This is a genomic window from Stenotrophomonas sp. CFBP 13724, from assembly GCF_014841975.1.
GTDB lineage: Bacteria > Pseudomonadota > Gammaproteobacteria > Xanthomonadales > Xanthomonadaceae > Stenotrophomonas > Stenotrophomonas lacuserhaii.
The window spans coordinates 2,011,414-2,032,828 of record NZ_JACYUW010000001.1 but is presented as its reverse complement, the minus strand read 5'-3'; the positions used below and the strand labels follow the sequence as shown (position 1 = coordinate 2,032,828).

Below are 21,415 nucleotides of genomic sequence, written 5' to 3'. Positions count from 1 at the left end.
TGGGGGCAGCGCTACAGTCGGACACCTTGAGGAAGCGAAACGTTGGACATGACCACGACGATTGAAAAGCCGGCACGTACGCTGCCGGTGCAGGACGCGCGGATCTACCCGCGCGGTGGGCTGGATGTGCTGTCCCGGGCGGAAGTCGCGCGCCTGCGCGATGCCTCCGGTGGCGGCATGCACGAACTGCTGCGCCGCTGCGCGCTGGCGGTGCTGACCAGTGGCAGCGCCTCGGACGATCCGCGCGCGGCACGTGACCTGTACCCGGATTTCGACATCCAGGTCGCCCAGCAGGACCGCGGCGTGCGCATCGACCTGGCCAACGCGCCGGCGATGGCCTTCGTTGATGGCGAAATCATCCGTGGCGTGGCTGAGCTGCTGTTCGCGGTGGTCCGCGACCTGGCCTACATGGCCATCGAAATGGGCCCGGCCTACGCGGCCGAACTGGAGTCTTCGGACGGCATCACCAATGCGGTGTTCGGGCTGCTGCGCAATGCGCGCATCCTCAATCCGGGTGACCCGAACCTGGTGGTCTGCTGGGGCGGCCATTCGATCGGCCGTGACGAATACCTGTACACCAAGCAGGTCGGCTACGAGCTGGGCCTGCGCGGGCTGGACATCTGCACCGGCTGCGGCCCGGGTGCGATGAAGGGCCCGATGAAGGGCGCCACCATCGCCCACGCCAAGCAGCGCCGGACGGTGACGCGCTACATCGGCCTGACCGAGCCGGGCATCATCGCGGCCGAGTCGCCGAACCCGATCGTCAACCACCTGGTGATCATGCCGGACATCGAAAAGCGGCTTGAAGCGTTCGTGCGCATCGGCCACGGCATCATCGTGTTCGCCGGTGGCGTGGGCACGGCAGAAGAGATCCTGTACCTGCTGGGCATCCTGCTGCGCGAAGAGAACAAGGACCTGCCGTTCCCGCTGATCCTGACCGGCCCGACCGTGGCCGCGCCGTACTTCGAGCAGATCGACCGCTTCATCCGCCTGACCCTGGGCGATGCGGCTGCCGAGCGCTACCAGATCATCATCGGCGACCCGTCGGCCGTGGCGCGCAAGATGTCGGCCGGCATCAAGCAGGTGCGCGAGCACCGCCTGGCGCAGAAGGATTCGTTCTTCTTCAACTGGTCCATCGACATCCCGTGGGAGTACCAGCAGCCGTTCGAGCCCACGCATGAGGCGATGGCGGGCCTGGACCTGCACCACGGCCGTGCCCCGCACGCGCTGGCGGCCGACCTGCGCCGCGCGTTCTCCGGCATCGTGGCTGGTAACGTGAAGGAAGACGGCATGCGCCGGATCGAGGAGTTCGGTCCGTTCCAGATCCATGGCGACGCCGACATGATGCAGGCGCTGGACGCGCTGCTGCGCGCCTTCGTCGACCAGCGCCGGATGAAGATCTCCGGCGAGTACAAGCCGTGCTACCAGGTGCTGGCCTGACTGGCGGCCGGGCAGGGTAGTGACGGCCGCTGGCCGTCAGCTCTTGCCGCTGCGCTCGCCGAGCATGGCTCGGCGCTACCGTGGATCCCGGTAGTGACGGCCGCTGGCCGTCAGCGTTGATCTGGTGGGTGACGACCGTTGGTCGTCACGCTGTTGCCCTTGGGGCGCCGATCTTTTGACGCTTGTCGCCCCCGAATGACCGTTCGTCCTGCACCCCCTTGCGGGGGGCGGCGGCCTGCCTCATCGTGCCGACATCACGCTGGGGAGCGTCCCATGTCTTTACGCCTGTCCAAGGGCTTCACGCTGCTGGAACTGATGGTCACCGTCGCCGTGCTGGCGATCCTGTCGACCATCGCGTTCCCGAGCTTCCAGAGCACCATCCGTTCCAACCGCGTCGCGGCCACCGGCAACGAGATGACCGCCCTGTTGTCGCTGGCGCGCAGTGAGGCGGTGCGCAACAAGCGCGGCGGCGGCGTATGCGGCAGCGCCACCGGAACCTCGTGCGACAACAACTGGTCGCGCGGCATGCTGGCCTGGGCCGATGTGAACGGCGACGGCACCTACCAGGCCGGTGAAACCATCCTGCGCTACATCCCGGTCAAGACCGACTCGCTGACCAGCGGCGGGCCCAGCACCGCCGTGATCGCCTTCGACAACCGCGGCCGCCGTCGTGCCGCCGCCGCCCAGTCGCTGACCCTGCAGCCGACGTCGTGCGGAGGCGAAGCGCTTCGCCGCCAGCTGGACATCAACGCCGCCGGCCAGATCAATTCCACCAAGGGGGCCTGCCAATGAGCCGTCGTCTTCCATCGTTCGCACGCGCCCAGCGTGGCTTCAGCATGATCGAGGTTCTGGTGGCGGTGCTGATCCTCGCTTTCGGCCTGCTCGGCTTCGCCATGCTGCAGACCATGAGCGTGCGTTTCGTGCAGAGTTCGAACTACCGCACCCAGGCCACCAACCTGGCCTATGACCTGCTCGACCAGATGCGCAGCAACCGCTACCAGGCCGGCTGGTATACCAATGCCGCCTTCGCCGCCGGCACCGTCCAGGCGTCCAGCTGCACGCGCACCCTGGGCGCGGCGGTTACGCTGAACAACAACATCACCCGCTGGCAGTGCCAGGTGGTGCAGGCCCTCGGCGAAGGCGCCAGTGCCACGGTGGTCAACGCCAATGGCCAGGTCACCGTGGGCATTGCCTGGGGCGACCAGCGCTGGGACCCCGCCAACCCTGACGGGCGGACTACCTTCACCCTGGTGTCGCAGCTGTGAGGCGCGCACGCTCTGCCGCGCGTCGCCAAGCCGGCCTGTCGCTGATCGAACTGATGATCGCGATGGTCATCGGCCTGGTGCTGATGCTGGGCGTGATCCAGATCTTCGCCGCCTCGCGCGCTGCGTCGCGGTTGGCCGAAGGCAATGCGCGCGCGCAGGAAAACGGTCGTTTCGCGATCGAGTTCCTGCAGCGTGACATCCGCATGGCCGGTCACTTCGGCTGCGTGAACGACCAGGCCCATTTCGTGAAAGGCGAGGGCGACCCGGTGATCACCACCGGGCCTGCTACCGGCTCTGGCCATCCGCTGGATTTCAGTGTCAGCATCCAAGGCTATGAGGCCCCAAGCACCGCGCCGGGCGGCCAGCTGACGCTGGGCGACACCTGGGCGGGGGCGGCCGGGCTGCCGGCCGCGATCTCCGCGCTGAATCCACGTGGTGGCAGCGACATCCTGGTGCTGCGCTATCTTGCCGCCGAAGGGGTGCCGGTCACCGCGCTGACCGCCGCTACCGACAGCGTAGTCGGCTTCAATGCCAGCGCTGGCACGCGGCTGACCGAAGGCGGCGTAGGCACGCCCGCCCTGTTCGGCGTAGCGGACTGCAGCCATGCCAACGTATTCCGGGGCACCTACGCAGCCGGCAGCGTGAACGCGCCTGCGACCAACCTCAACCGCTTCACCGTACAGCCCACCGGCCAGACCATGATCTACCGCGCCGAATCGGTGGTCTATTACGTGGGCACTTCAGTGTCGGGTGAGCCTGCCTTGATGCGCGCACGCTCAACGGGCAACAACAGCTATGACGTGAGGGAAGAGCTTGTCGAAGGCATCGAAAGCCTGCAGCTGCTGTTCGGCCTCGACAGCACCACGGTGATGAGCGCCACCGCGCCGCCGGCCGGCAACATCACCATGCAGGCGGTGGCCAGCGGCGTCACCAGCGATGCCAACGCCACCGGCGCCGCACAGTGGCGTCGCGTCGGCCAGGTCCAGGTGGGCGTGCTGGCCCGCAGTCCGGCGCGTTCGCAGGCCGAAGCACCGACGGACGCGGTCAACTACCCGCGTGCGCTGGGCGTCGGCTTCGCGCCGGGAAGCACCCGTGACGGTCGCTACCGCACCACCTACGAATCCACCATCGCGCTGCGCAACCGACTGTTCGGGAATTGATGCCATGAACGCTTCTGTCCGCCTGCGTCCCATGCCCCGCCACCAGCGCGGTGCCGTGCTCTACGTGGCGCTGATCATGCTCATCCTGCTGGCGCTGATCGGCATCGCCGGCATGCAGGTTGCCGGCATGCAGGAAAAAATGGCGGCCAATTACCGCGCCACCAACGTCGCCTTCCAGAATGCCGAAGGTGTCACCCGACGCAGCGAGAACGCGCTGGAAGCGATCGCCAACCGGACCGCCGCGCCCAACAATGCACCGCTGGTGGACACCGACATCCAGCAGAACTGCGATGTCGCCTTCGATCCTGTCGGCTGGGGGCGTGGGCGTCCCTTGAACACCGCGCAGGCCGTCAATGTGCGCCGTATCGATGCCTGCATCATCGGTGGCGGGTCGTTGGCCATGGGCGACCCGCTCGACCCGGTGACCCCGGTGTACCAGATCACCACCTTCGCCACCGATACCGCGACGGATTCTTCGTCCACGGCGTCGGTCGACACCGTTTTCAAGCTCTGAGGCCGCAGGCATGTCCCGTCGCACTTCCCGGATCGTTGCTGCGTCCGCCGCTGTCCTGCTTGGCGTGGGCGGGTATTTCGCCTACAGCCTGTTCGCCGCGCAAGGGCAGGGGGCGCTGGCCCAGGCACCGCTGAACAACACCACCTCGATCCAGCCGGCTTTCATCATGGCGGTCGATGACTCTAACTCGATGACCTTCGAGCGCATCTTCCAGGGCGGCGATGGACGCATGCAGTGGAACGGCAGCAGCTTCTTCCGCTCGGCCGGGGTGTTCTACGACGTAGGTGAGGGCTGCGCGAACAATTCGGTCGACTGCTATCTCTACCTGTTCCCGCACGCCTCGTTCAACACCTCATACACCCCGGGTCGGGCCATCCCGCCCATCGATGCCTTCGGCTTCGCCCGCTCGCCTACCTACAATGCGAGCTACTACAACCCGGACGTGGTCTACGATCCGTGGAGCCTGCCGCAGAAGACCGCCGACGACGTCATTCTCTGGCCCAACGCATCGTTCGGCAGCGCGCGCGTGGATCCTCGTAACCCGGCGGTCTACGGGAATGACTTCAGCACCGGTTACAACACCCTCTACGACCTGGCCGGTCGCGAGGTCAATGGCGAGCTGTTCCAGTTCATGACCGGGATGACGATTCCGTCGGGAACGCGGTACCGCTCCAATGGACGCAGCTGCAACAGCACCAACAACAACGGGCTTCCGACCAGCAGCAACAACTGGGTCACGCTGGGCAGCGCGGTCACCGTGACCGCCAACTGCACCGTGCAGATCGGCTATGTGCCTGCCACGTTCTACCTGCCGGTGAATGCGCCGGCGCCGGCAGGCTACCTGACGGCCGACGCCAACCGTCCGATCATCGCCAATGCCTGCGGGCCCGGCTGCAACATGCGCCGTTACCAGATACTGCCGGCGAACTACGGCGCCAACACGGCGGCGCTGAACGCCGCGCAGACCAATTTCGCCAACTGGTTCCAGTACCACCGCAACCGCATCCTGTCGATGGTCGGCTCGTCCTCGCACGCGATGGCCGGCGTGGAGAACATGCGGGTCGGCTATTTCACCATCAACAACCGCGTCAACGTGACCATGCACGATGTGGCCACCGCGCGCGTCAACCTGTTCAACCAGATCTACGGCCTGAAGCCCGCCGGCGGTACGCCCAACCGGCAGGCCGCGGCCTTCCTGGGTCAACAGTTCCGGCGCACCGATGATGGTGCCCCGGTGATCCGCGCCTGCCAGAGGAACGGCGGCATGTTGTTCACCGACGGCTACACCAACATCGACAACACCGCCGGTGGCTACGGCAACGCGGATTCGGTCGGCGGCACGTATCTGTCCGGCGCGCCGTTCCCGGACAACTACAGCAACACGATCGCCGATATCGCAGCCTCGTACTACGCGGGCTCGAACACGCCGCTGCGTTCCGGCGGCAGTTTCCCCGCCGGCCTGGTGCCGGTGCCGGAGGAGTGCGCCACGCTCAATACGTCCTCCGCCGCGTACAAGCGCCTGGACTGCCAGCCCGATCTCCACATGAATTTCTACGGCGTGACGCTGGGCGCGCAGGGCCTGATCTACGAGGTCAACCAGCCCGCCACCGAGGACCCGTACACCAATCCGCCGAACTGGAATGCCAACGGCGATCCGATCAAGGGTGATGATGGCCGCGTGATCGATGAGCTGTGGCACGCCGCGATCAACTCGCGCGGTGAGTTCATCAATGCCAAAACGCCCTCGGACGTGACCGAGGCCATGCGCCGGGTGCTGCAGGCGGTGGGCGCGGGTCCGTCGCCGTCCGGCACGCTGGCGGTCAGCGGCGCCCGCATCGGTACCGGTTCCTTGACGGTCTCGCCGATGTACGACGTACAGAACAACGGCACCGACTGGTTCAGCCGCATCACCGCCGCGCGGGTCACGGTCAACCCGATCACGCGCGAGGCGCAGTTCAACACGCTGTGGGAGGCGAGCGCGCAGATGCCGGCTGCGGCCGCGCGCAATGTGTTCTTCAACGATGGCTCCAGCGTACGCAAGTTCGGTCCGACCACGGTCAGCGTGGCCGGGCTGTGCAGCCTGTCGACGGCACTGTACCCGGGTCAGACGCGCTGCACGACGGCTGGTTTGACCGGCATGGGGGTCACCCCGGCCATCGCCGCCAACTATCTGCTGGGCGACAGCGCCAACGAGGTGCGCCGCAACGGCAAGCTGCGTGACCGCACCACGCCGCTGGGTGACATCGTCAACTCGCCGCCGGTGATCAGCGCACCGACCGATGATTTCGGCTATCGCGCGCTGGGCGGTGCGTTCAACACCAGCTACACCGCCTACCTCAACACCAAGCGCACTACCCGGCGCTACATGGTCTACGCCGGTAGCAACGATGGCATGCTGCATGCCTTCGACGGCGGCATGGACGGCACCGGCGCCGTCAATGGCAACGGCGGCCGTGAGACCTTCGGCTACATCCCGGCAACGTCCTATGCCCACATGGGCAACCTGCTGCTTCCCTACGATCCGGCGAAGCTCAACGCGCAGCAGTTCGCCCACCGTTATTTCGTCGATGGTCCGGTCGCCGTGGGTGACACCTACTACGGCGGCAACTGGAACACGACCCTGGTCGGCACCACCGGTGCAGGTGGTCGCGGCGTCTTCGCCCTGGATGTCAGCAGTCCGGGCACCTTCAGTGCGACCAGTCGCTTGTGGGAGATCAACGACCTCACCGGCACCGATACGGTCAAGGCCAACATCGGTCACGTGCTCGGCAAGCCGGTCATCGTGCCGGTGCGCAGCCTGGACGGCACCGTGGGCTGGAAGGCGATCTTCGGCAACGGCTATTCCAGCGCCAGTGGCAAGGCCGTGCTGTTCGTGGTGGACATCGCCGCCAACGCCTCGCCGACCATCCGCATGATCGAAGCGACCGAGGCCGGTTCGACCATCTCTGGCAGCAACGGACTGGGCAACATCGTCGTGCTGGACCGCGTGGACAGCTCCAACATCGATGCGACGACGCGGCGTCCGGTCAAGGTGCGCGACGGCTACGCCGATACGGTGTACGCCGCCGACCTGAAGGGCGCGGTGTGGAAGTTCGACCTGCTGTCCACGGCCACCTCCGTGACCGTTCCCTCGTTCACCACCGGCACCTTCGTGCAGAACGGCCTGACCTACCGGCAGCCGATCACCGGTGGCCTGCAGGCGTCGGCCGGCGAAAGTGGCGGCGTGCTGGTGATGTTCGGAACCGGCAGCTTCTCGTTCGACGACGACACCCTGCCGATCTCGTCCACGCAGATCCAGAGCCTCTACGGGTTCAACGATACGACCGACGGGGTCAGCACGGCCGCGCTGTTGCGCACCGCCCTGACGCCGTACACGGTCACCGCCAGCGCTGGCGGGCGATCGGTCTCCAGGGGCACCAGCCCGACCGGTTCCAGGGGCTGGTACATCGACCTGCCGGCCGGGGAGCGCGCGGTGGGCTACCCTGAACTTGCCTCAGGAATCCTGTTCATTCCCACCTACGCGCCGGAGTCGCTCACCAGCGGCTGCAGTTCCGGTGGCAACAACAACCTGTTCGGGATCAATCCGCGCACCGGTGGCGGCGCCCTGTCCGGCGTGCGCATGGGTTCGATCAATGGCGCCACGGCCGTGGCCGGCACGGCCAGCATGGCGCTGGCGACCGGCGGCAACGCGCCGGTCAAGGATGTCGGCGTCTCGGTCGTGCCTCGCCTGCAGCCGCCGGCCAACCCCGGTGGCGGGGCGCCCGCGCCGACCCCGCCCGGGGGCTCGGGCTGCTGGATGGTGGTCAACGTAGCGGGCGCTCCGCCGATGTATGTTCCGTATCCCTGCGGTCGCCAGTCCTGGCGCCAGATCCAGTAATGGAGAATCCCTCGATGTCCTCTCTGGTTTCCCTGCGTGCCGTCCAGCGGCATGGCCTGCGGTCGCGCGCGCGCGGCTTCACCCTGATCGAACTGATGGTGGTGGTGGCCGTGGTCGCCATCCTGGCCGCCATCGCCTATCCGTCCTACGTGGAGCAGGTGCGCAAGTCGCGGCGGGCGCAGGCCAAGGCCGATCTGGTCGAGTACGCGCAGTTGGCCGAGCGCTCGCATACCACCAACAACACCTATGCGAACTTCCGCTTCAGCAATGGGGCGACAACGTTCCAGTCACCGCGTGAAGGCGGCACGGCGCGCTATACGATCACGTTCCAGGGCGGGCAGGGTACGTTCACGCTGACCGCCACGCCGCAGGGAACCCAGGCGCAGGACAGGTGCGGCACCCTGTCGGTCAACCAGGCCAACGTGAAAACGCCCTCCGCGGCGACCTTGCCGGAGTGCTGGTGATGGTTCGCTACGGGCTTGCACGGCGCGTAATCTCACCGTAGAATGCGCCTCCCCGCCCGAATAGCTCAGCCGGTTAGAGCACTTGACTGTTAATCAGGGGGTCGTTGGTTCGAGTCCAACTTCGGGCGCCAGATTCAGTAGAAAGCCGCGAGCATGTCGCGGCTTTCTGCGTTTTCGATTAGTCCGCGCAGCCATCGCTCTTGCGAGTAACCCGGCTGCGTACCCGCCCCGGTACGCTGACGACGACTTCGCTATGCAGGCGGTCGCCGATGTAGATGCAGATGGTCTGGGCAACGCCCGCACTGCGTCCGTCAGCACGGAACTGCATGCGCTGTCGCCACAGGCTGGTCCGGGCTTTGACGCTCGATGCAGCGTGCTGTTCCACCAGGAGGACCCCCTTCGGGGCCTTGCCCGGGCGCAGCGGCGTGTGCGGGGCGGGATACACCAACCAGCCCCGGGCCCAGTCGCGGCCGCAGGTGATGCCGTCGCTGCTGGGACAGGCTTCAATGCGCTGGCGGCGGGTGATGGCGGTGCTGCGTACGGTCGACAGCATCGCATGCAGCTGCATGCGCAGACTGTCTGCGCGTAGCCGCGCCAGGGTGCGTTGGAACGAGGGCAGGGCGGTCGCTGCCAGGGTGGCGACCAGCGCCAGCGCCATGCACAGTTCAACCAGGCCGTAGCCGCGGGAACAAGGTGCAGGCAGGGTTGGATGTGGCATGCAAAGGTCCTCCGTGCCTGCATGGTCCGCCTTGTCCCGGTACCGGTCCGTCGCCAGAGCCGTCAACAGCAGGTAGCCGATTCCCTCAACCTGCCGTCACCGGCCGCCCCGCTATAATTGTTCCCCCCGGGACCTGGCAGCACCATGAGCGACCGTTTCCAACTCGTATCGCCGTATTCGCCGGCAGGCGACCAGCCCAACGCGATCGAGAAGCTGAGCAGCAACTTCGAAGCCGGCGTGGCCAAGCAGACCCTGCTCGGCGTGACCGGCTCGGGCAAGACCTACACCATCGCCAACGTCATCGACCGCATCCAGAAGCCGACGCTGATCATGGCGCCGAACAAGACGCTGGCTGCGCAGTTGTACGGTGAGTTCAAGGCGTTCTTCCCGCACAACGCGGTCGAGTATTTTGTCAGCTACTACGACTACTACCAGCCGGAAGCCTATGTGCCGTCCTCGGACACCTTCATCGAGAAGGACAGTTCGATCAACGAACACATCGAGCAGATGCGCTTGGCCGCCACCAAGACCCTGCTGTCGCGGCCGGACGCGCTGGTGGTGGCCACCGTATCGGCCATCTACGGCCTGGGCGCGCCGGAAGACTACCTATCGCTGCGGCTGATCCTGTCCAAGGGCGAGCGCATCGACCAGCGCGACCTGATCAACCACCTGACCCAGCTGCAGTACACCCGCAACGAATACGAGCTGCATCGCGGCACGTTCCGCGTGCGGGGTGAAGTGATCGACGTGTTCCCCGCTGAATCGGACAGCGAAGCGCTGCGCATCGAGCTGTTCGACGGCGAAGTGGAGAAGATCACCCTGTTCGATCCGCTCACCGGCGAAACGCTGCGCAACATGATGCGCTTCACCGTCTACCCAAAAACCCACTACGCCACCACCCGCGAGCGCGTGCTGGCGGCAGTGGAAACCATTAAGGTGGAGCTGAAGGAGCGCCTGGAGCAGCTGTATGCGGAAAACAAGCTGGTGGAGGCGCAGCGCCTGGCCCAGCGCACCCAGTTCGACATCGAGATGATGGCCGAGGTGGGCTTCTGCAACGGCATCGAGAACTACTCGCGCCACCTGACCGGTAAGCCGGCCGGCTCGCCGCCGCCGACCCTGTTCGATTACCTGCCGCCGGACGCGCTGCTGGTGATCGACGAATCGCACGTGACCATTCCGCAGATCGGCGCGATGTACAAGGGCGACCGTTCGCGCAAGGAAACCCTGGTGGAATTCGGCTTCCGGCTGCCATCCGCGCTGGACAACCGGCCGCTGCGTTTCGAGGAATGGGAACAGCGTTGCCCGCGTGCCATCTACGTGTCGGCCACACCGGGTCCGTATGAGTACCGCGAGGCCGGCGAAGACATGGCCGAGCTGGTGGTGCGCCCGACCGGGCTGATCGATCCGGTGGTGGAGATCCGCCCGGTCGGCACCCAGGTCGACGACCTGATGAGCGAGGCCAACGAGCGCATCAAGATGGGCGACCGCGTGCTGGTTACGACCCTGACCAAGCGCATGGCCGAGAACCTGACCGAATATCTGAGTGAACACGGCATCCGCGTGCGCTACCTGCATTCGGACATCGACACGGTGGAGCGCGTGGAGATCATCCGCGACCTGCGCCTGGGCAAGTTCGACGTGCTGGTGGGCATCAACCTGCTGCGCGAAGGCCTGGACATGCCGGAGGTCTCACTGGTCGCGATCCTGGACGCGGACAAGGAAGGTTTCCTGCGCTCCACCGGCTCACTGATCCAGACCATCGGCCGTGCAGCGCGCAACGTGCGCGGCAAGGCGATCCTGTATGCCGACCGGATGACGAAGTCGATGCAGGCGGCCATCGATGAGACCGACCGCCGCCGCGCCAAGCAGGTGGAATACAACGAAGAACACGGCATCGTGCCCAAGTCGGTCGCCCGCCCGATCGTCGATGTGCTGGAAGGCGCGCGTTCGGAGGCGTATGACCGGGCCTCGCGCAAGGGCAAGGGCAAAGGGAAGATCGGCGCGGTCGAGATCGCCGAGGAGGGTGCCGATTACGCGACGCTGTCGCCGTCCCAGGTCGCCACCCGGCTCAAGTCGCTGGAACAGCGGATGTACCAGCACGCCAAGGACCTGGAGTTCGAAGAGGCCGGGCGCGTGCGCGACCTGATCAAGCGGCTGAAAGAGGCCAGCCTGGGCTGATTGGGGCATCGGTAGCGCCGAGCCTTGCTCGGCGAAATCCCGAAAGCAGCCACAGACGTCGCTTTCGAAGATTTCTTCACAAAAGTGTTGCACAACCCCGGTCTCCTCCGTAATATACGCGGCCTGCCCCGACGCAATCGCAACGCGGCAGGAAACGAAAAACGGGCGGTTAGCTCAGCGGTAGAGCACTACCTTGACATGGTAGGGGTCACAGGTTCGAACCCTGTACCGCCCACCACTTCCAGCGAAGTGGGAACGAAAAAAGCCAGCCATCGCGCTGGTTTTTTTGTGCCCGGAATTCGGGATTCGTGTTCGCTGGGAAGGTCCTGATCCGCATAGGGGTAGCCGCGCCTGGCCCGGTGATGACGTCTGTCCTTGGCGCTGCACGCAGCACTGCAACTGTTCCGTTGCCTGGCAACGCCCGCTGTCGTGAGATCAGGTAGCCGGGACTGCCGGCGTGGGAGAAACCCTATGACCTGTTTCAACAAGACGATGTTGCCGACCCTGCTGGCCGTTGCGTTCTTGGCCGTGACCCACAACGTCAGGGCAGGCAATGAATCGATCACCAGCACGCGGACGATCGTGGTGGACGCGCGATCCGCGGACGGCGCTGCCGCACGAGCCTGGATTGAAAGGAATTCGCCTGACTTCCGTCCACGCCTTGACGCGGAGCAGATGGAAATAAGCAGGACGGTGGTGGTCGGTTCGGATAACGTGCAGCGCACGCCGGGAGACAACCCGCCGATTCCGCTTCCTGCAAGCGGAAAGCCGGGCGAAGTGATCAGCTTCAGCAGCCAGCGCAATGGCGGCCTGGAGTCCTGGACCTACAAATGGCGGGCTGGTTCGAAGGGTGGCGGCAGCTGGAGTCTGATCGGCTACACGTTCAAGTACTTCGATGAGCAGGAGCGCTGATCGCAGCGCGCCTCCGTCAGCCTGCGGTGAACGCCTGCCGCAGGCTGCGCAGTGAATCCTGGCGGCAGCGGGTCGCGCAGTCTTCGCCCATCTTGAATTCCTGCAGGCGCATGCCGACCAGCGTCAGCGACAACGCATAGCCGCTACCGGAACCGTGGCGCGCATGGCTGATCGCATGGCGTGCCAGGGCATCAACATGGTCTCGGTCAGGCAGCAGGCCGAGAAACGCGCGTTCGGCGCTGTCCAGGTCCGGCGCGGTCAGCACCACGCGCGGGTCGTTGGCGGAATTGAGCAGGGCGGGCGCAGGGCTGGCCGGGGGGAGGAAAGCGTCCATGGCGTCGTTCGGCTCGGTACAGAAGCGGTACGTGCACGATGCGTCATCAACATTGTCAGAACATTGCGCGGCCCCTGCGCCGCTTATCATCAGCGCTGGTTTCTGCTGCCCACCGGTTTCCCATGCGCATTCTGCTGGTCGAAGACGATCCTGACCTGTCCCGCGCCCTGCAGTCCGGGCTGGAACGCCAGGGCGTGGTCGCCGACGTGGTGGACACGCTCGCTGCGGCCGCCGCCGCGCTGCGCGATCCGGTGCACCAGCTGTTGCTGCTGGACCGCCAGTTGCCCGATGGCGACGGTCTGGCCTTCGTGGCCATCGCGCGTGCGCTGCGGCCCAACCTGCCGGTCATCATGCTCACTGCCAAGGGCAGCCTGGGTGACAAAGTGGAGGGGCTGGATGTCGGCGCGGATGACTATCTGGTCAAGCCGGTGGCCATCGAGGAATTGATGGCGCGCATCCGCGCTGTGTCGCGCCGCCCGACCGAAATGGTCACCCCGGTGTTGCAGTTGGGTCGGCTGCGTTTCGATTTCGAATCGCTGCAGGCGCAGGTGGACGGCCATGCGCTGCCGCTGCCACGCCGCCAGCTGCTGGTGCTGCAGGCACTTGCCTTGCGCCAGGGCCGCACGGTCACCCGCAGTGGATTGGAAGAAGCGGTGTACGGCTTCGACGACGACATCCAGTCCAATGCCCTGGACGCGCATATTTCAAAGCTGCGCAAAGCGCTGCATCAGGCCGGCGCAGGCGTGGAAATCCACGTCATCCGCGGGGTCGGTTACCTGTTGGCCGAGGCATGAAAATGAACACCGATATCCGATCCATTTCACTCGGCCTGGCCTGGCGCGTCTGCCTGGCCCAGGTGTTCACCGTGCTGATCGCGGTGATGGCGCTGATCCTGACCTGGGGCGACCAGGAATCGGTGCAGATGGACATGTTCACCGCCGATGACGTGGTCGCTGCGCTGCACAGCGATGGAACCACCCTTCGGCTGGATCGCGCGCGCTGGGACGTACTCAACGCCCAGGCGGGCGGCAACCTGTGGTTCGTCGCCACCGATGAGCGCGGCAATCGGCTGTCCGAAGGCGCCGTGCCGGATGTCCATCGCGAACTGCTGTCGCGGCTGGAGCGCGTCGGCTACAGCGAACTGGGCTCGCTGACCCCGCCATACCTGGATGCGGCGCGCATCGTGATCAGCAATGAGAATGGCAGGCGCTTGACCGCGATGGTCGGCGGCCAGCCCAAGCACGGACTGTGGGAAGGCGCGCTGATGGTGCTGCGGCTGATCGGTCCGTGGTTCTTTCTGCCGCTGATCGTAGTGACCCTGCTGGTGATGCCGCTGGTGATCCATCGCGCCATGCGCGGGGTGCGGCAGCTGGCGCGCGAGGCGCGACTGCTGGACATCGGCAAGGCCGGCGCGCGGCTGGATACGCAGCTGGTCAGCAGCGAGATCGCCCCGCTGGTCAGTGCTTTCAACGATGCCATCGGCAAGGTGCAGCAAGGCTACGCCGCGCGCGACAAGTTCCTGGCCGACGCCGCGCACGAGCTGCGGGTGCCGATCGCGGTGGTACAGGCACGGCTGTCGCAGTTGCCGCAGGGCGCCTTGAAGGCGCAGCTGTTGAACGACATCGCGCGGCTGGGCAACGTCGCCGAACACCTGCTGGACCTGCAGCGCCTGGACCGCAGCGTGGAGAAACTGCAGCCGCTGGACCTGGCCGCATTGGCGCGCACGGCGGCGGCGGAACTGGCACCGCTGGTGATCGGCGCCGGCTACACCTTCGAGGTGGATGCGCCGGACGAGCCGGTGTGGATCGTCGGCGATGGCATCGCCCTGGGGCGCGTCATGGCCAACCTGGTGCACAACGCGATCGTACATGGCGGCGGCCGCGGCACCATCAGCGTGCGGTTGGAAGCCAACGCCACGCTGGAGGTCGCCGACCAGGGCGCCGGTGTCCCGGAAAACGACCGCGAGGCGATCTTTGAACCGTTCCACCGCCTGCGCGCGGCCGGCAGCGGCAGCGGGCTGGGCCTGCACCTGGTTAAGGAGATCATCCAGCACCACGAAGGCGCGGTGAGCGTAGGCGAGGCACCGGGCGGTGGCGCCAGCTTCCGCATCGCATTCAACCGTTCGGTCCGCCGCCCCGGCTGAAACCCGAGCCTGCACTGTGTGGAAAGCTGATGGCAGCCGCTGCGGCAGCAGGCCACGCTGCATGGCATGGGGGGACAGGCCTGCGATCATCTCGTCGTGTCGCCGGGCCTGTGGGGCAAGGCCAGTGCCGCCGCACTGGTGGCCGGTGCCACGGCATGCTGTCAAATACCGGTACTGCCGCCGGCCGTGGCGGCCTGGCCGGCCCTGTTGCTGGGCATCGTCCTGTGGCTGGCCCAGTGGCGGGGGCGCTGGCTGGGCATGCTGCTGGTGGGCTTCAGCTGGGCGGGGCTGCACGGGCAATGGGCCTTGCAGGCGCAGCTTCCGCCGCAGCATCCACCGGTCGACCAAGTGCTGCGCGGCAGGGTGATCGACCTGCCTGAGCATCGCTTGTCCTACACGCGTTTCCTGCTGCGTGTCGATGACGACCCGGCACTGCCCGGGGCTCTCCGCGGCCGGCGCGTCCAGGTCTACTGGAGCGCGCCATTCGCACGTGCCGGGTCCGGCAGCGCCGTGCCAGGATCAGGTTCTGGTGGTGTGCGGCACACCGTTGCCGCCGGATCACGCTGGCACCTTCCGCTGCGATTGCGGGCGCCACGCAGCCGGATCAATCCGGGAGGATTCGACGGCGAACGCCACGCGCTGATGCTCGGCATCGCCGCCAGCGGGCAGGTCCGCGCTGGCTCGGTCCCGCACCAGCTGGAAGGCCCTGCCGGGCTGGCGGCCTGGCGCGAACGCATGTCGCAGCGGATCCAGCAGGCGCTGCCCGGCGAAACGTCGCGGTTCCTGCGCGCCCTGGCGCTGGGCGACACGCGCGAGCTCAGCGATGCGGATTGGGAACAGTTGCGTGCACTGGGCCTGACCCACCTCATCGCGATCTCCGGGTTCCATGTCGGCTTGGTCGCCGGCGGCCTTGCGCTGTTGGTCGGCCTGCTGTGGCGCTGTATCGCGATGCTGCCCCGGCACGTGCCACGGCCCACCGCAGCCGCGCTGGCGGCGGCTGCGGGCGCGGTGGGCTACGCGCTGGTGGCCGGGCTGGCACTGCCGACCGTGCGCACCGCGCTGATGATCGCGGTGGTGGCGCTGGCGCGCGCCAGCCGCCGGCGCATGCCGTGGGCCCAATCGCTGGCGTTGGCGGCCTTCGCGACCCTGCTGGTCGCCCCGCTGTCGGTCCTGGCTGCCGGGTTCTGGCTCAGCTTTGGCGGTGTGCTGTGGCTGATGTGGTGCCTGCCCGGTGGACAGCGCGCCGAACCTGGATTGCGTGGCCTGCTCAAGCCGTTCTTCGCCGCGCAGCGGATTGCCAGCCTGGCGCTGTTGCCGCTCGGCATCAGCCTGTTCGGCCAGGCCTCGCGCATTGGCCCGCTGGTGAACCTGCTGGCGGTGCCGTGGTGGAGCCTGGTGGTGGTGCCGCTGGCGTTGCTCGGCACGGCGCTGGAGGCGCTGCATGCCGGGCTGGGTGCCTGGTGCTGGCGACTTGGCGACACCGCCTTCGCCGTCAGCTGGACCTGGCTGCAGCCGCTGGCCGCGTGGAGCGGGGCCGTGTGGTGGTTGCCGGAGGCGCCGCGCTGGACGGTGCCGTTGGCCCTGCTGGGGGTGTTCTGGTGGTTGCTGCCGCGCGGCCGTGGCGGCCTGCTCGCGGCACCCCTGTTATGCCTGCCGCTGCTCTGGCCGGATCGGCAACTGCCGCCGCCGGGGGCGGTGGAGGTGCTGGTGCTGGACGTGGGGCAGGGCACTGCGGTGGTGGTGCGGACCGCGTCGCGGCTGCTGCTGTATGACCTCGGGCCCCCGGGCGTCGGCACCGATTCCGGCGAGCGCGTCGTGCTGCCCGCGCTCCGCGCACTGGGTGCCGGCGTGCCTGACCGGGTGCTGCTCAGCCATGGCGACGCCGACCATGCCGGTGGCCTGCCCGGCATCCGCCGTGCCTTTCCGCAGGTGCCGGTGTGGGCGCCGGCAGGGTCGGGAGTCGACGGCGCATCGCCCTGCCATCGCGGCCAGCAGTGGCGATGGGATGGGGTGGATTTCGAGATACTGCATCCGGTGCAGGGGCACCGGGAGCGCGGCAATGCGTCCAGCTGCGTGTTGCGCATCGCTACCGCGCGCGGGGTGATCCTGCTCGCCGGTGACATCGGCATCGCCGAAGAAGCCCAGCTGCTGCGTTCCAGCCGCGCCGCGCTGAAGGCGGACGCGGCGCTGGTCCCCCACCATGGCAGCGCCGGTTCGTCCAGCGCGCCATGGGTGGACGCGGTGGGGGCGCGGCTGGCACTGGTGTCGGCCGGGCACCGCAACCGCTTCGGCCATCCGCGCGCCGAAGTGGTGCAGCGCTGGGCAGCGTCCGGTACCGAAGTGCTGGGCACCGCCACCTCCGGCGCACTGCACGTGTGGCTGGGCGCGCAGGGGCTTCAGGTCCGCGAACAGCGGGTGTATGCGGGTCGCTGGTGGAATGCTGCGGGCCGGGAGCGGGCGGCTGCTATCCTATCGTTGGACAAACAGGCGGCCGCTGGGCCGGAGGGTTGGAAACGTGTGGGAACTGGTCAAGGCCGGCGGTTGGCCGATGGTGCCGCTGCTGCTGCTGGGTGTACTGGCTTTGGCGATCGTCCTGGAGCGTTTCTGGTCCCTGCGCCGCAACGAAGTGCTGCCACCGGGCCTGGGCCAGGATGTGCGCAACTGGGCGGCACGCGGCAAGCTGGATCCGGCCCACCTGGCAGCCCTGCGGGCCAATTCGCCGCTGGGCGCGCTGCTGGCGGCGGCGCTGGACGCCCGCAATCGTCCGCGCGACCAGATCCGTGAGCGCATCGAAGACACCGGGCGCTTCATCGTCCATCGCATGGAACGCTTCCTCAATACGCTGGGCACCATCGCTTCGGCCGGTCCACTGCTGGGCCTGCTGGGCACCGTGGTCGGCATGATCCAGATGTTCCTGGGCATCCTGGACCACGGCGTGGGCGATGTGAACCAGCTGGCCGGCGGCATCGGCAAGGCTCTGGTATGCACGGCCACCGGCATGATCGTGGCGATCCCCGCGCTGATGTTCCATCGCTACTTCAAGGGCCGCATCAACGGCTACGTGATCGAGATGGAACAGGAGGCCAGCGCGCTGCTGGATGCGCTGGATGGCCGTCCGGGTGTGATGGCCACCGCGCCGCGCCCAGCCAGCCAGGCTGCCGCCAACCCCGGCACCGCCGCCCCGGCCAAGGCCTGACGGATGCGCATCCGCAACGACCGCGCCGGCGATGAGCCGCATATCGACCTGGTGCCGCTGATCGACGTGATCCTGGTGCTGATCATCTTCTTCGTGGTCACCACCACCTTCGATGCGCGTTCCACCCTGCAGGTGCAGCTGCCGCACGCCAGCCAGCAGGCCAACAGCGAGCCCCCGCGCGCGCTGAGCATCCTGGTCAACGCCGATGGCCGGTACTTCGTCAACGACCAGGAAGTGCTGCGCACCGACGTGGAGTCGGTCAAGCAGACCATTGCCGCGGTCGCCGGTGAGGACCGCACCCAGTCCGTGCTGCTGCGTGCCGATGCGCGTACTCCCTACCAGGCCGTGGTCACCGCACAGGATGCCCTCGGCCAGCTCGGCTTCCGCCGGATTTCCATCGCAACCGCTCCTGAGGTGCGTCAATGAGTTCCAAACACGCGCCCGTCTGGCCGATCTACAAACGACTGCTTGGCTACACCCGCGCCTACTGGGTGTTCATGGTGGCCGCGGTGGTGGCGATGGCCATCGAAGCCCTGGCCGGCTACTCCTTCACCCGCTTGATGGAACCGCTGGTCAACCGTGGCTTCGTCAACCCGGAGCCGCGCATGGCGGTGATCCTGCCGCTGACCATCCTGGGCCTGTTCCTGATGCGCAGCCTGGCCACGCTGGTCAGTGACTACACCCTGGCCCGCACCGGCCGCAGCGTGGTGCGCGACCTGCGTGAACAGGTGCTGGAGAAATACCTGCACCTGCCGTCGTCGCACTTCGACACCGAAGCCACCCCGGTGATGGTCAGCCGGTTGAACTTCGATACCGAACAGGTCACCCAGGCCAGCGCCGATGCGTTGAAGACGCTGGTGGCCGACACCCTGACCATCATCGCGATGCTGGTGGTGATGCTGCAGATGAGCGTCAAGGTCACCATGGCCATGCTGGTGGTGGTGCCGATGATCGGCTTGATCGTGTCCTACGTGGGCAAGCGCTACCGGCGCATCAGCCGCGGCATCCAGGACGGCATGGGCACCATGGCGGCCACGGCGGAGCAGTCGTTGTCCGCCCAGCAGGAAGTCAAGGTGCACGGCACCCAGCGGCATGAGATCGACCGCTATTCGCGGCTGGCCAACCGCATGCTGGGCCTGAACATGAAGGTCGAGACCACGCGCGCCTTCGCCTCCAGCACGGTGCAGTTCCTGGCTGCGCTGGCGCTGGCGGTGATCGTCTGGGTAGCCACCCGCGAAGCGCTGGTCGGCAAACTCAACGCCGGCCAGTTCATGGGCCTGATGACCTCGATGATGGCGATCATTCCGTCGCTGCGCCGGCTGACCAGCGTGCAGACCTCGATCTCGCGCGGTGTGGCCGCCGCCGAGCGGCTGTTCTCCATCCTGGACATGCCGGTGGAGCGTGACCAGGGCAGCAAGCGCATCGAACGGGCGCGCGGTGAACTGGCTTTCGAACACGTGATGCTGCGTTACCGCGAAGACGCCGGCATCGCGCTGGACGATATCAGCTTCGTTGCACGCCCCGGCACCGTGACCGCCGTGGTGGGGCGCTCGGGCAGTGGCAAGACCAGCCTGATCCGGCTGGTGCCGCGCTTCTATGAGCCCAGTGGCGGCCGCATCACGTTGGATGGCGTGCCACTGGACGATTACCCGCTGGCCGACCTGCGTAGGCAGGTGGCGATGGTGGGGCAGAAAGTGATGCTGTTCGACGATACCATCGGCTCGAACATCGCCTACGGCATGGATGCCAGCCAGGAGCAGATCCGCGCGGCGGCCGAGGCGGCCAACGCCTGGGAGTTCATCGCGCGCCTGCCGCAGCAGCTGGACACCCCGGTCGGCGAGAACGGGGCGCTGCTGTCCGGTGGCCAGCGCCAGCGCCTGGCGATCGCCCGTGCGATCCTGCGTGATGCGCCGATCCTGATCCTGGACGAGGCGACCGCCGCGCTGGACAACGAATCCGAACGGCTGGTGCAGGATGCGTTGCAGCGGCTGATGCCCGAGCGCACCACGCTGGTCATCGCACACCGGCTGTCCACCATCGAGCACGCCGACCAGGTGCTGGTGATGGACCAGGGCCGCATTGTCGAGCGCGGCACGCACCACGAACTGCTGGCCATGGGCGGCCTGTACGAGCACCTGTACAACATGCAGTTCCGCGAAAGGCAGGCCTGATGTCCGGCAAGGGTACCCAGACACCGGCCTACTGGTATGACGGCTCCACGGTGCCGCTCGGGATGCGCCTGCTCAGCCCGCTGTATGCGGCCGTGTCCGGCCTGCGGCGGCGCCTGTACCGGCGCGGCTGGCTGAAGCGGCACGCGTTGCCGGTGCCGGTGATCGTGGTCGGCAACATCACCGCCGGTGGCACCGGCAAGACCCCGCTGACCATCGCGCTGGTGCAGCAGTTGCGCGCAGCGGGCTGGAAACCCGGCGTTGCCAGCCGTGGCTATGGTCGCGAGCAGGCTGAAACTGGCCGCTGGGTGGACGCCGATACGCCGACCGCGCTGGGCGGCGACGAGCCGGTGCTGATTGCCTGGAAAACCGGTGCGCCGGTGCGTGTGGATGCCGATCGGGTAGCCGCCGGCAAGGCGCTGGTCGAAGCTGGCTGCGATGTGATCGTCTGCGATGACGGCCTGCAGCACTACCGCCTGGCGCGCGATATCGAGATTGAAGTCATTGACGCGCAGCGTCGTTACGGCAACGGCCGGCTGCTGCCTGCCGGACCGCTGCGCGAGCCGGTGGCCCGCGCCGGCGAATGCGATTTCCGCGTGGTCAACCAGGGCGCGGCGAGCGCGGAAAACGCGGCGGTGGCGTGCGGGTTCGGGCAATGGCCGATGCGCCTGCGCATCGACAGTGCCCAGCCGCTGGTGGGCGGACGCCTGCGCGCGCTTTCGCACTTTGCCGGGCAGCGCGTGCACGCCGTGGCCGGCATCGCGCACCCGCAGCGCTTCTTCGACATGCTGCGCGCCGAACGCATCGGCGTGGTCCCGCATGCCTTCGCCGACCACCACGCCTACCAGCCGCAGGACCTGCGTTTTGGCAGCGAGCTGCCGATCCTGATGACCGAAAAGGACGCGGTGAAGTGCCGCGCCTTCGCCAACGACTGGCACTTCGCCATTCCCCTGCAGGCCGATCTGCCCGCCGCGTTCTGGGTGGCATTGACCGACCGCCTTGAGAAGCTGCGCGCGCGCTGAACCGCCTGCGCGCGTGGCCTGTAA

The 21,415-nt window shown here is 67.1% G+C and carries 17 protein-coding genes, 2 tRNA genes and 1 pseudogene; 18 read left to right on the top strand and 2 right to left on the bottom strand.

From position 1 onward, the window contains the following. Positions 1–42: 42 nt before the first annotated feature. The 8 genes from ppnN (at position 43) to IFT63_RS09015 (ending at position 8,851) form a co-directional block, all read left to right on the top strand. Positions 43–1,440, top strand: a complete 1,398-nt coding sequence (gene ppnN, locus IFT63_RS09050) for a nucleotide 5'-monophosphate nucleosidase PpnN (protein ID WP_192083880.1) — start codon at positions 43–45, stop codon at positions 1,438–1,440. Between the two features lie 273 nt (positions 1,441–1,713). After that, the gene (locus IFT63_RS09045; RefSeq protein WP_192083879.1) at positions 1,714–2,232 is read left to right on the top strand and encodes a GspH/FimT family pseudopilin; all 519 of its coding nucleotides are present in this window, start codon (positions 1,714–1,716) and stop codon (positions 2,230–2,232) included. Further along, on the top strand, positions 2,229–2,705 hold the full coding sequence (gene pilV, locus IFT63_RS09040) for a type IV pilus modification protein PilV (protein WP_192083878.1): 477 nt from the start codon (positions 2,229–2,231) through the stop codon (positions 2,703–2,705). Before IFT63_RS09045 ends, pilV begins: the two co-directional genes overlap by 4 nt. Before the next feature lie 53 nt (positions 2,706–2,758). Then, entirely contained in the window at positions 2,759–3,865 is a 1,107-nt protein-coding gene (locus IFT63_RS09035; RefSeq protein WP_192084194.1) for a PilW family protein, read from the top strand. 4 nt (positions 3,866–3,869) lie between these two features. Further along, entirely contained in the window at positions 3,870–4,379 is a 510-nt protein-coding gene (locus tag IFT63_RS09030) for a PilX N-terminal domain-containing pilus assembly protein (RefSeq protein WP_192083877.1), read from the top strand. A gap of 10 nt (positions 4,380–4,389) precedes the next feature. Beyond that, positions 4,390–8,256, top strand: coding sequence for a PilC/PilY family type IV pilus protein (locus IFT63_RS09025; protein ID WP_192083876.1), 3,867 nt, complete (start codon positions 4,390–4,392; stop codon positions 8,254–8,256). Between the two features lie 14 nt (positions 8,257–8,270). After that, entirely contained in the window at positions 8,271–8,720 is a 450-nt protein-coding gene (locus tag IFT63_RS09020) for a type IV pilin protein (RefSeq protein WP_042614184.1), read from the top strand. Positions 8,721–8,774: 54 nt separating this feature from the next. Next, positions 8,775–8,851 (top strand) — tRNA-Asn (locus IFT63_RS09015). A gap of 47 nt (positions 8,852–8,898) precedes the next feature. On the opposite strand, the gene IFT63_RS09010 is transcribed toward IFT63_RS09015, so the two are convergent. Continuing rightward, a complete protein-coding gene (locus IFT63_RS09010) occupies positions 8,899–9,438 on the bottom strand; it encodes a GspH/FimT family pseudopilin (protein ID WP_042614185.1) in 540 nt (179 codons plus the stop codon). A gap of 144 nt (positions 9,439–9,582) precedes the next feature. Between IFT63_RS09010 and uvrB the strand changes: the two genes are divergently transcribed. From uvrB to IFT63_RS08995, 3 genes are all read left to right on the top strand, one after another. After that, positions 9,583–11,616 carry an excinuclease ABC subunit UvrB gene (gene uvrB, locus IFT63_RS09005; RefSeq protein ID WP_101100031.1) on the top strand — a complete coding sequence of 678 codons (2,034 nt, stop codon included), beginning with the start codon at positions 9,583–9,585 and terminating at the stop codon, positions 11,614–11,616. A 163-nt stretch (positions 11,617–11,779) separates the two neighbouring features. After that, positions 11,780–11,854, top strand: a tRNA-Val gene (locus IFT63_RS09000). Between the two features lie 254 nt (positions 11,855–12,108). Continuing rightward, positions 12,109–12,528, top strand: a complete 420-nt coding sequence (locus IFT63_RS08995; protein ID WP_192083875.1) for a hypothetical protein — start codon at positions 12,109–12,111, stop codon at positions 12,526–12,528. 16 nt (positions 12,529–12,544) lie between these two features. Here the strand turns inward: IFT63_RS08995 and IFT63_RS08990 are convergent, their stop codons facing one another. Next, a complete protein-coding gene (locus IFT63_RS08990) occupies positions 12,545–12,862 on the bottom strand; it encodes a hypothetical protein (protein WP_042614188.1) in 318 nt (105 codons plus the stop codon). Positions 12,863–12,984: 122 nt separating this feature from the next. Here IFT63_RS08990 and IFT63_RS08985 point away from each other — a divergent pair, with 122 nt between their 5' ends. The 7 genes and pseudogenes from IFT63_RS08985 (at position 12,985) to lpxK (ending at position 21,391) form a co-directional block, all read left to right on the top strand. Further along, positions 12,985–13,656, top strand: a complete 672-nt coding sequence (locus tag IFT63_RS08985) for a response regulator transcription factor (RefSeq protein ID WP_042614189.1) — start codon at positions 12,985–12,987, stop codon at positions 13,654–13,656. Between the two features lie 2 nt (positions 13,657–13,658). After that, the gene (locus tag IFT63_RS08980) at positions 13,659–15,005 is read left to right on the top strand and encodes a HAMP domain-containing sensor histidine kinase (RefSeq protein ID WP_042614190.1); all 1,347 of its coding nucleotides are present in this window, start codon (positions 13,659–13,661) and stop codon (positions 15,003–15,005) included. 96 nt (positions 15,006–15,101) lie between these two features. Then, positions 15,102–17,513 (top strand): annotated as a pseudogene (locus IFT63_RS08975) (DNA internalization-related competence protein ComEC/Rec2); the annotation flags it as partial. A 7-nt stretch (positions 17,514–17,520) separates the two neighbouring features. Beyond that, entirely contained in the window at positions 17,521–18,201 is a 681-nt protein-coding gene (locus IFT63_RS17555; protein ID WP_342450475.1) for a MotA/TolQ/ExbB proton channel family protein, read from the top strand. A 3-nt stretch (positions 18,202–18,204) separates the two neighbouring features. Then, the gene (locus tag IFT63_RS08970; RefSeq protein ID WP_042614192.1) at positions 18,205–18,627 is read left to right on the top strand and encodes a biopolymer transporter ExbD; all 423 of its coding nucleotides are present in this window, start codon (positions 18,205–18,207) and stop codon (positions 18,625–18,627) included. Next, positions 18,624–20,372, top strand: coding sequence for a lipid A export permease/ATP-binding protein MsbA (msbA, locus tag IFT63_RS08965; protein WP_042614193.1), 1,749 nt, complete (start codon positions 18,624–18,626; stop codon positions 20,370–20,372). The genes IFT63_RS08970 and msbA overlap by 4 nt, the downstream gene beginning before the upstream one ends. Next, entirely contained in the window at positions 20,372–21,391 is a 1,020-nt protein-coding gene (gene lpxK / locus IFT63_RS08960; RefSeq protein WP_042614194.1) for a tetraacyldisaccharide 4'-kinase, read from the top strand. Before msbA ends, lpxK begins: the two co-directional genes overlap by 1 nt. Positions 21,392–21,415 lie beyond the last annotated feature (24 nt).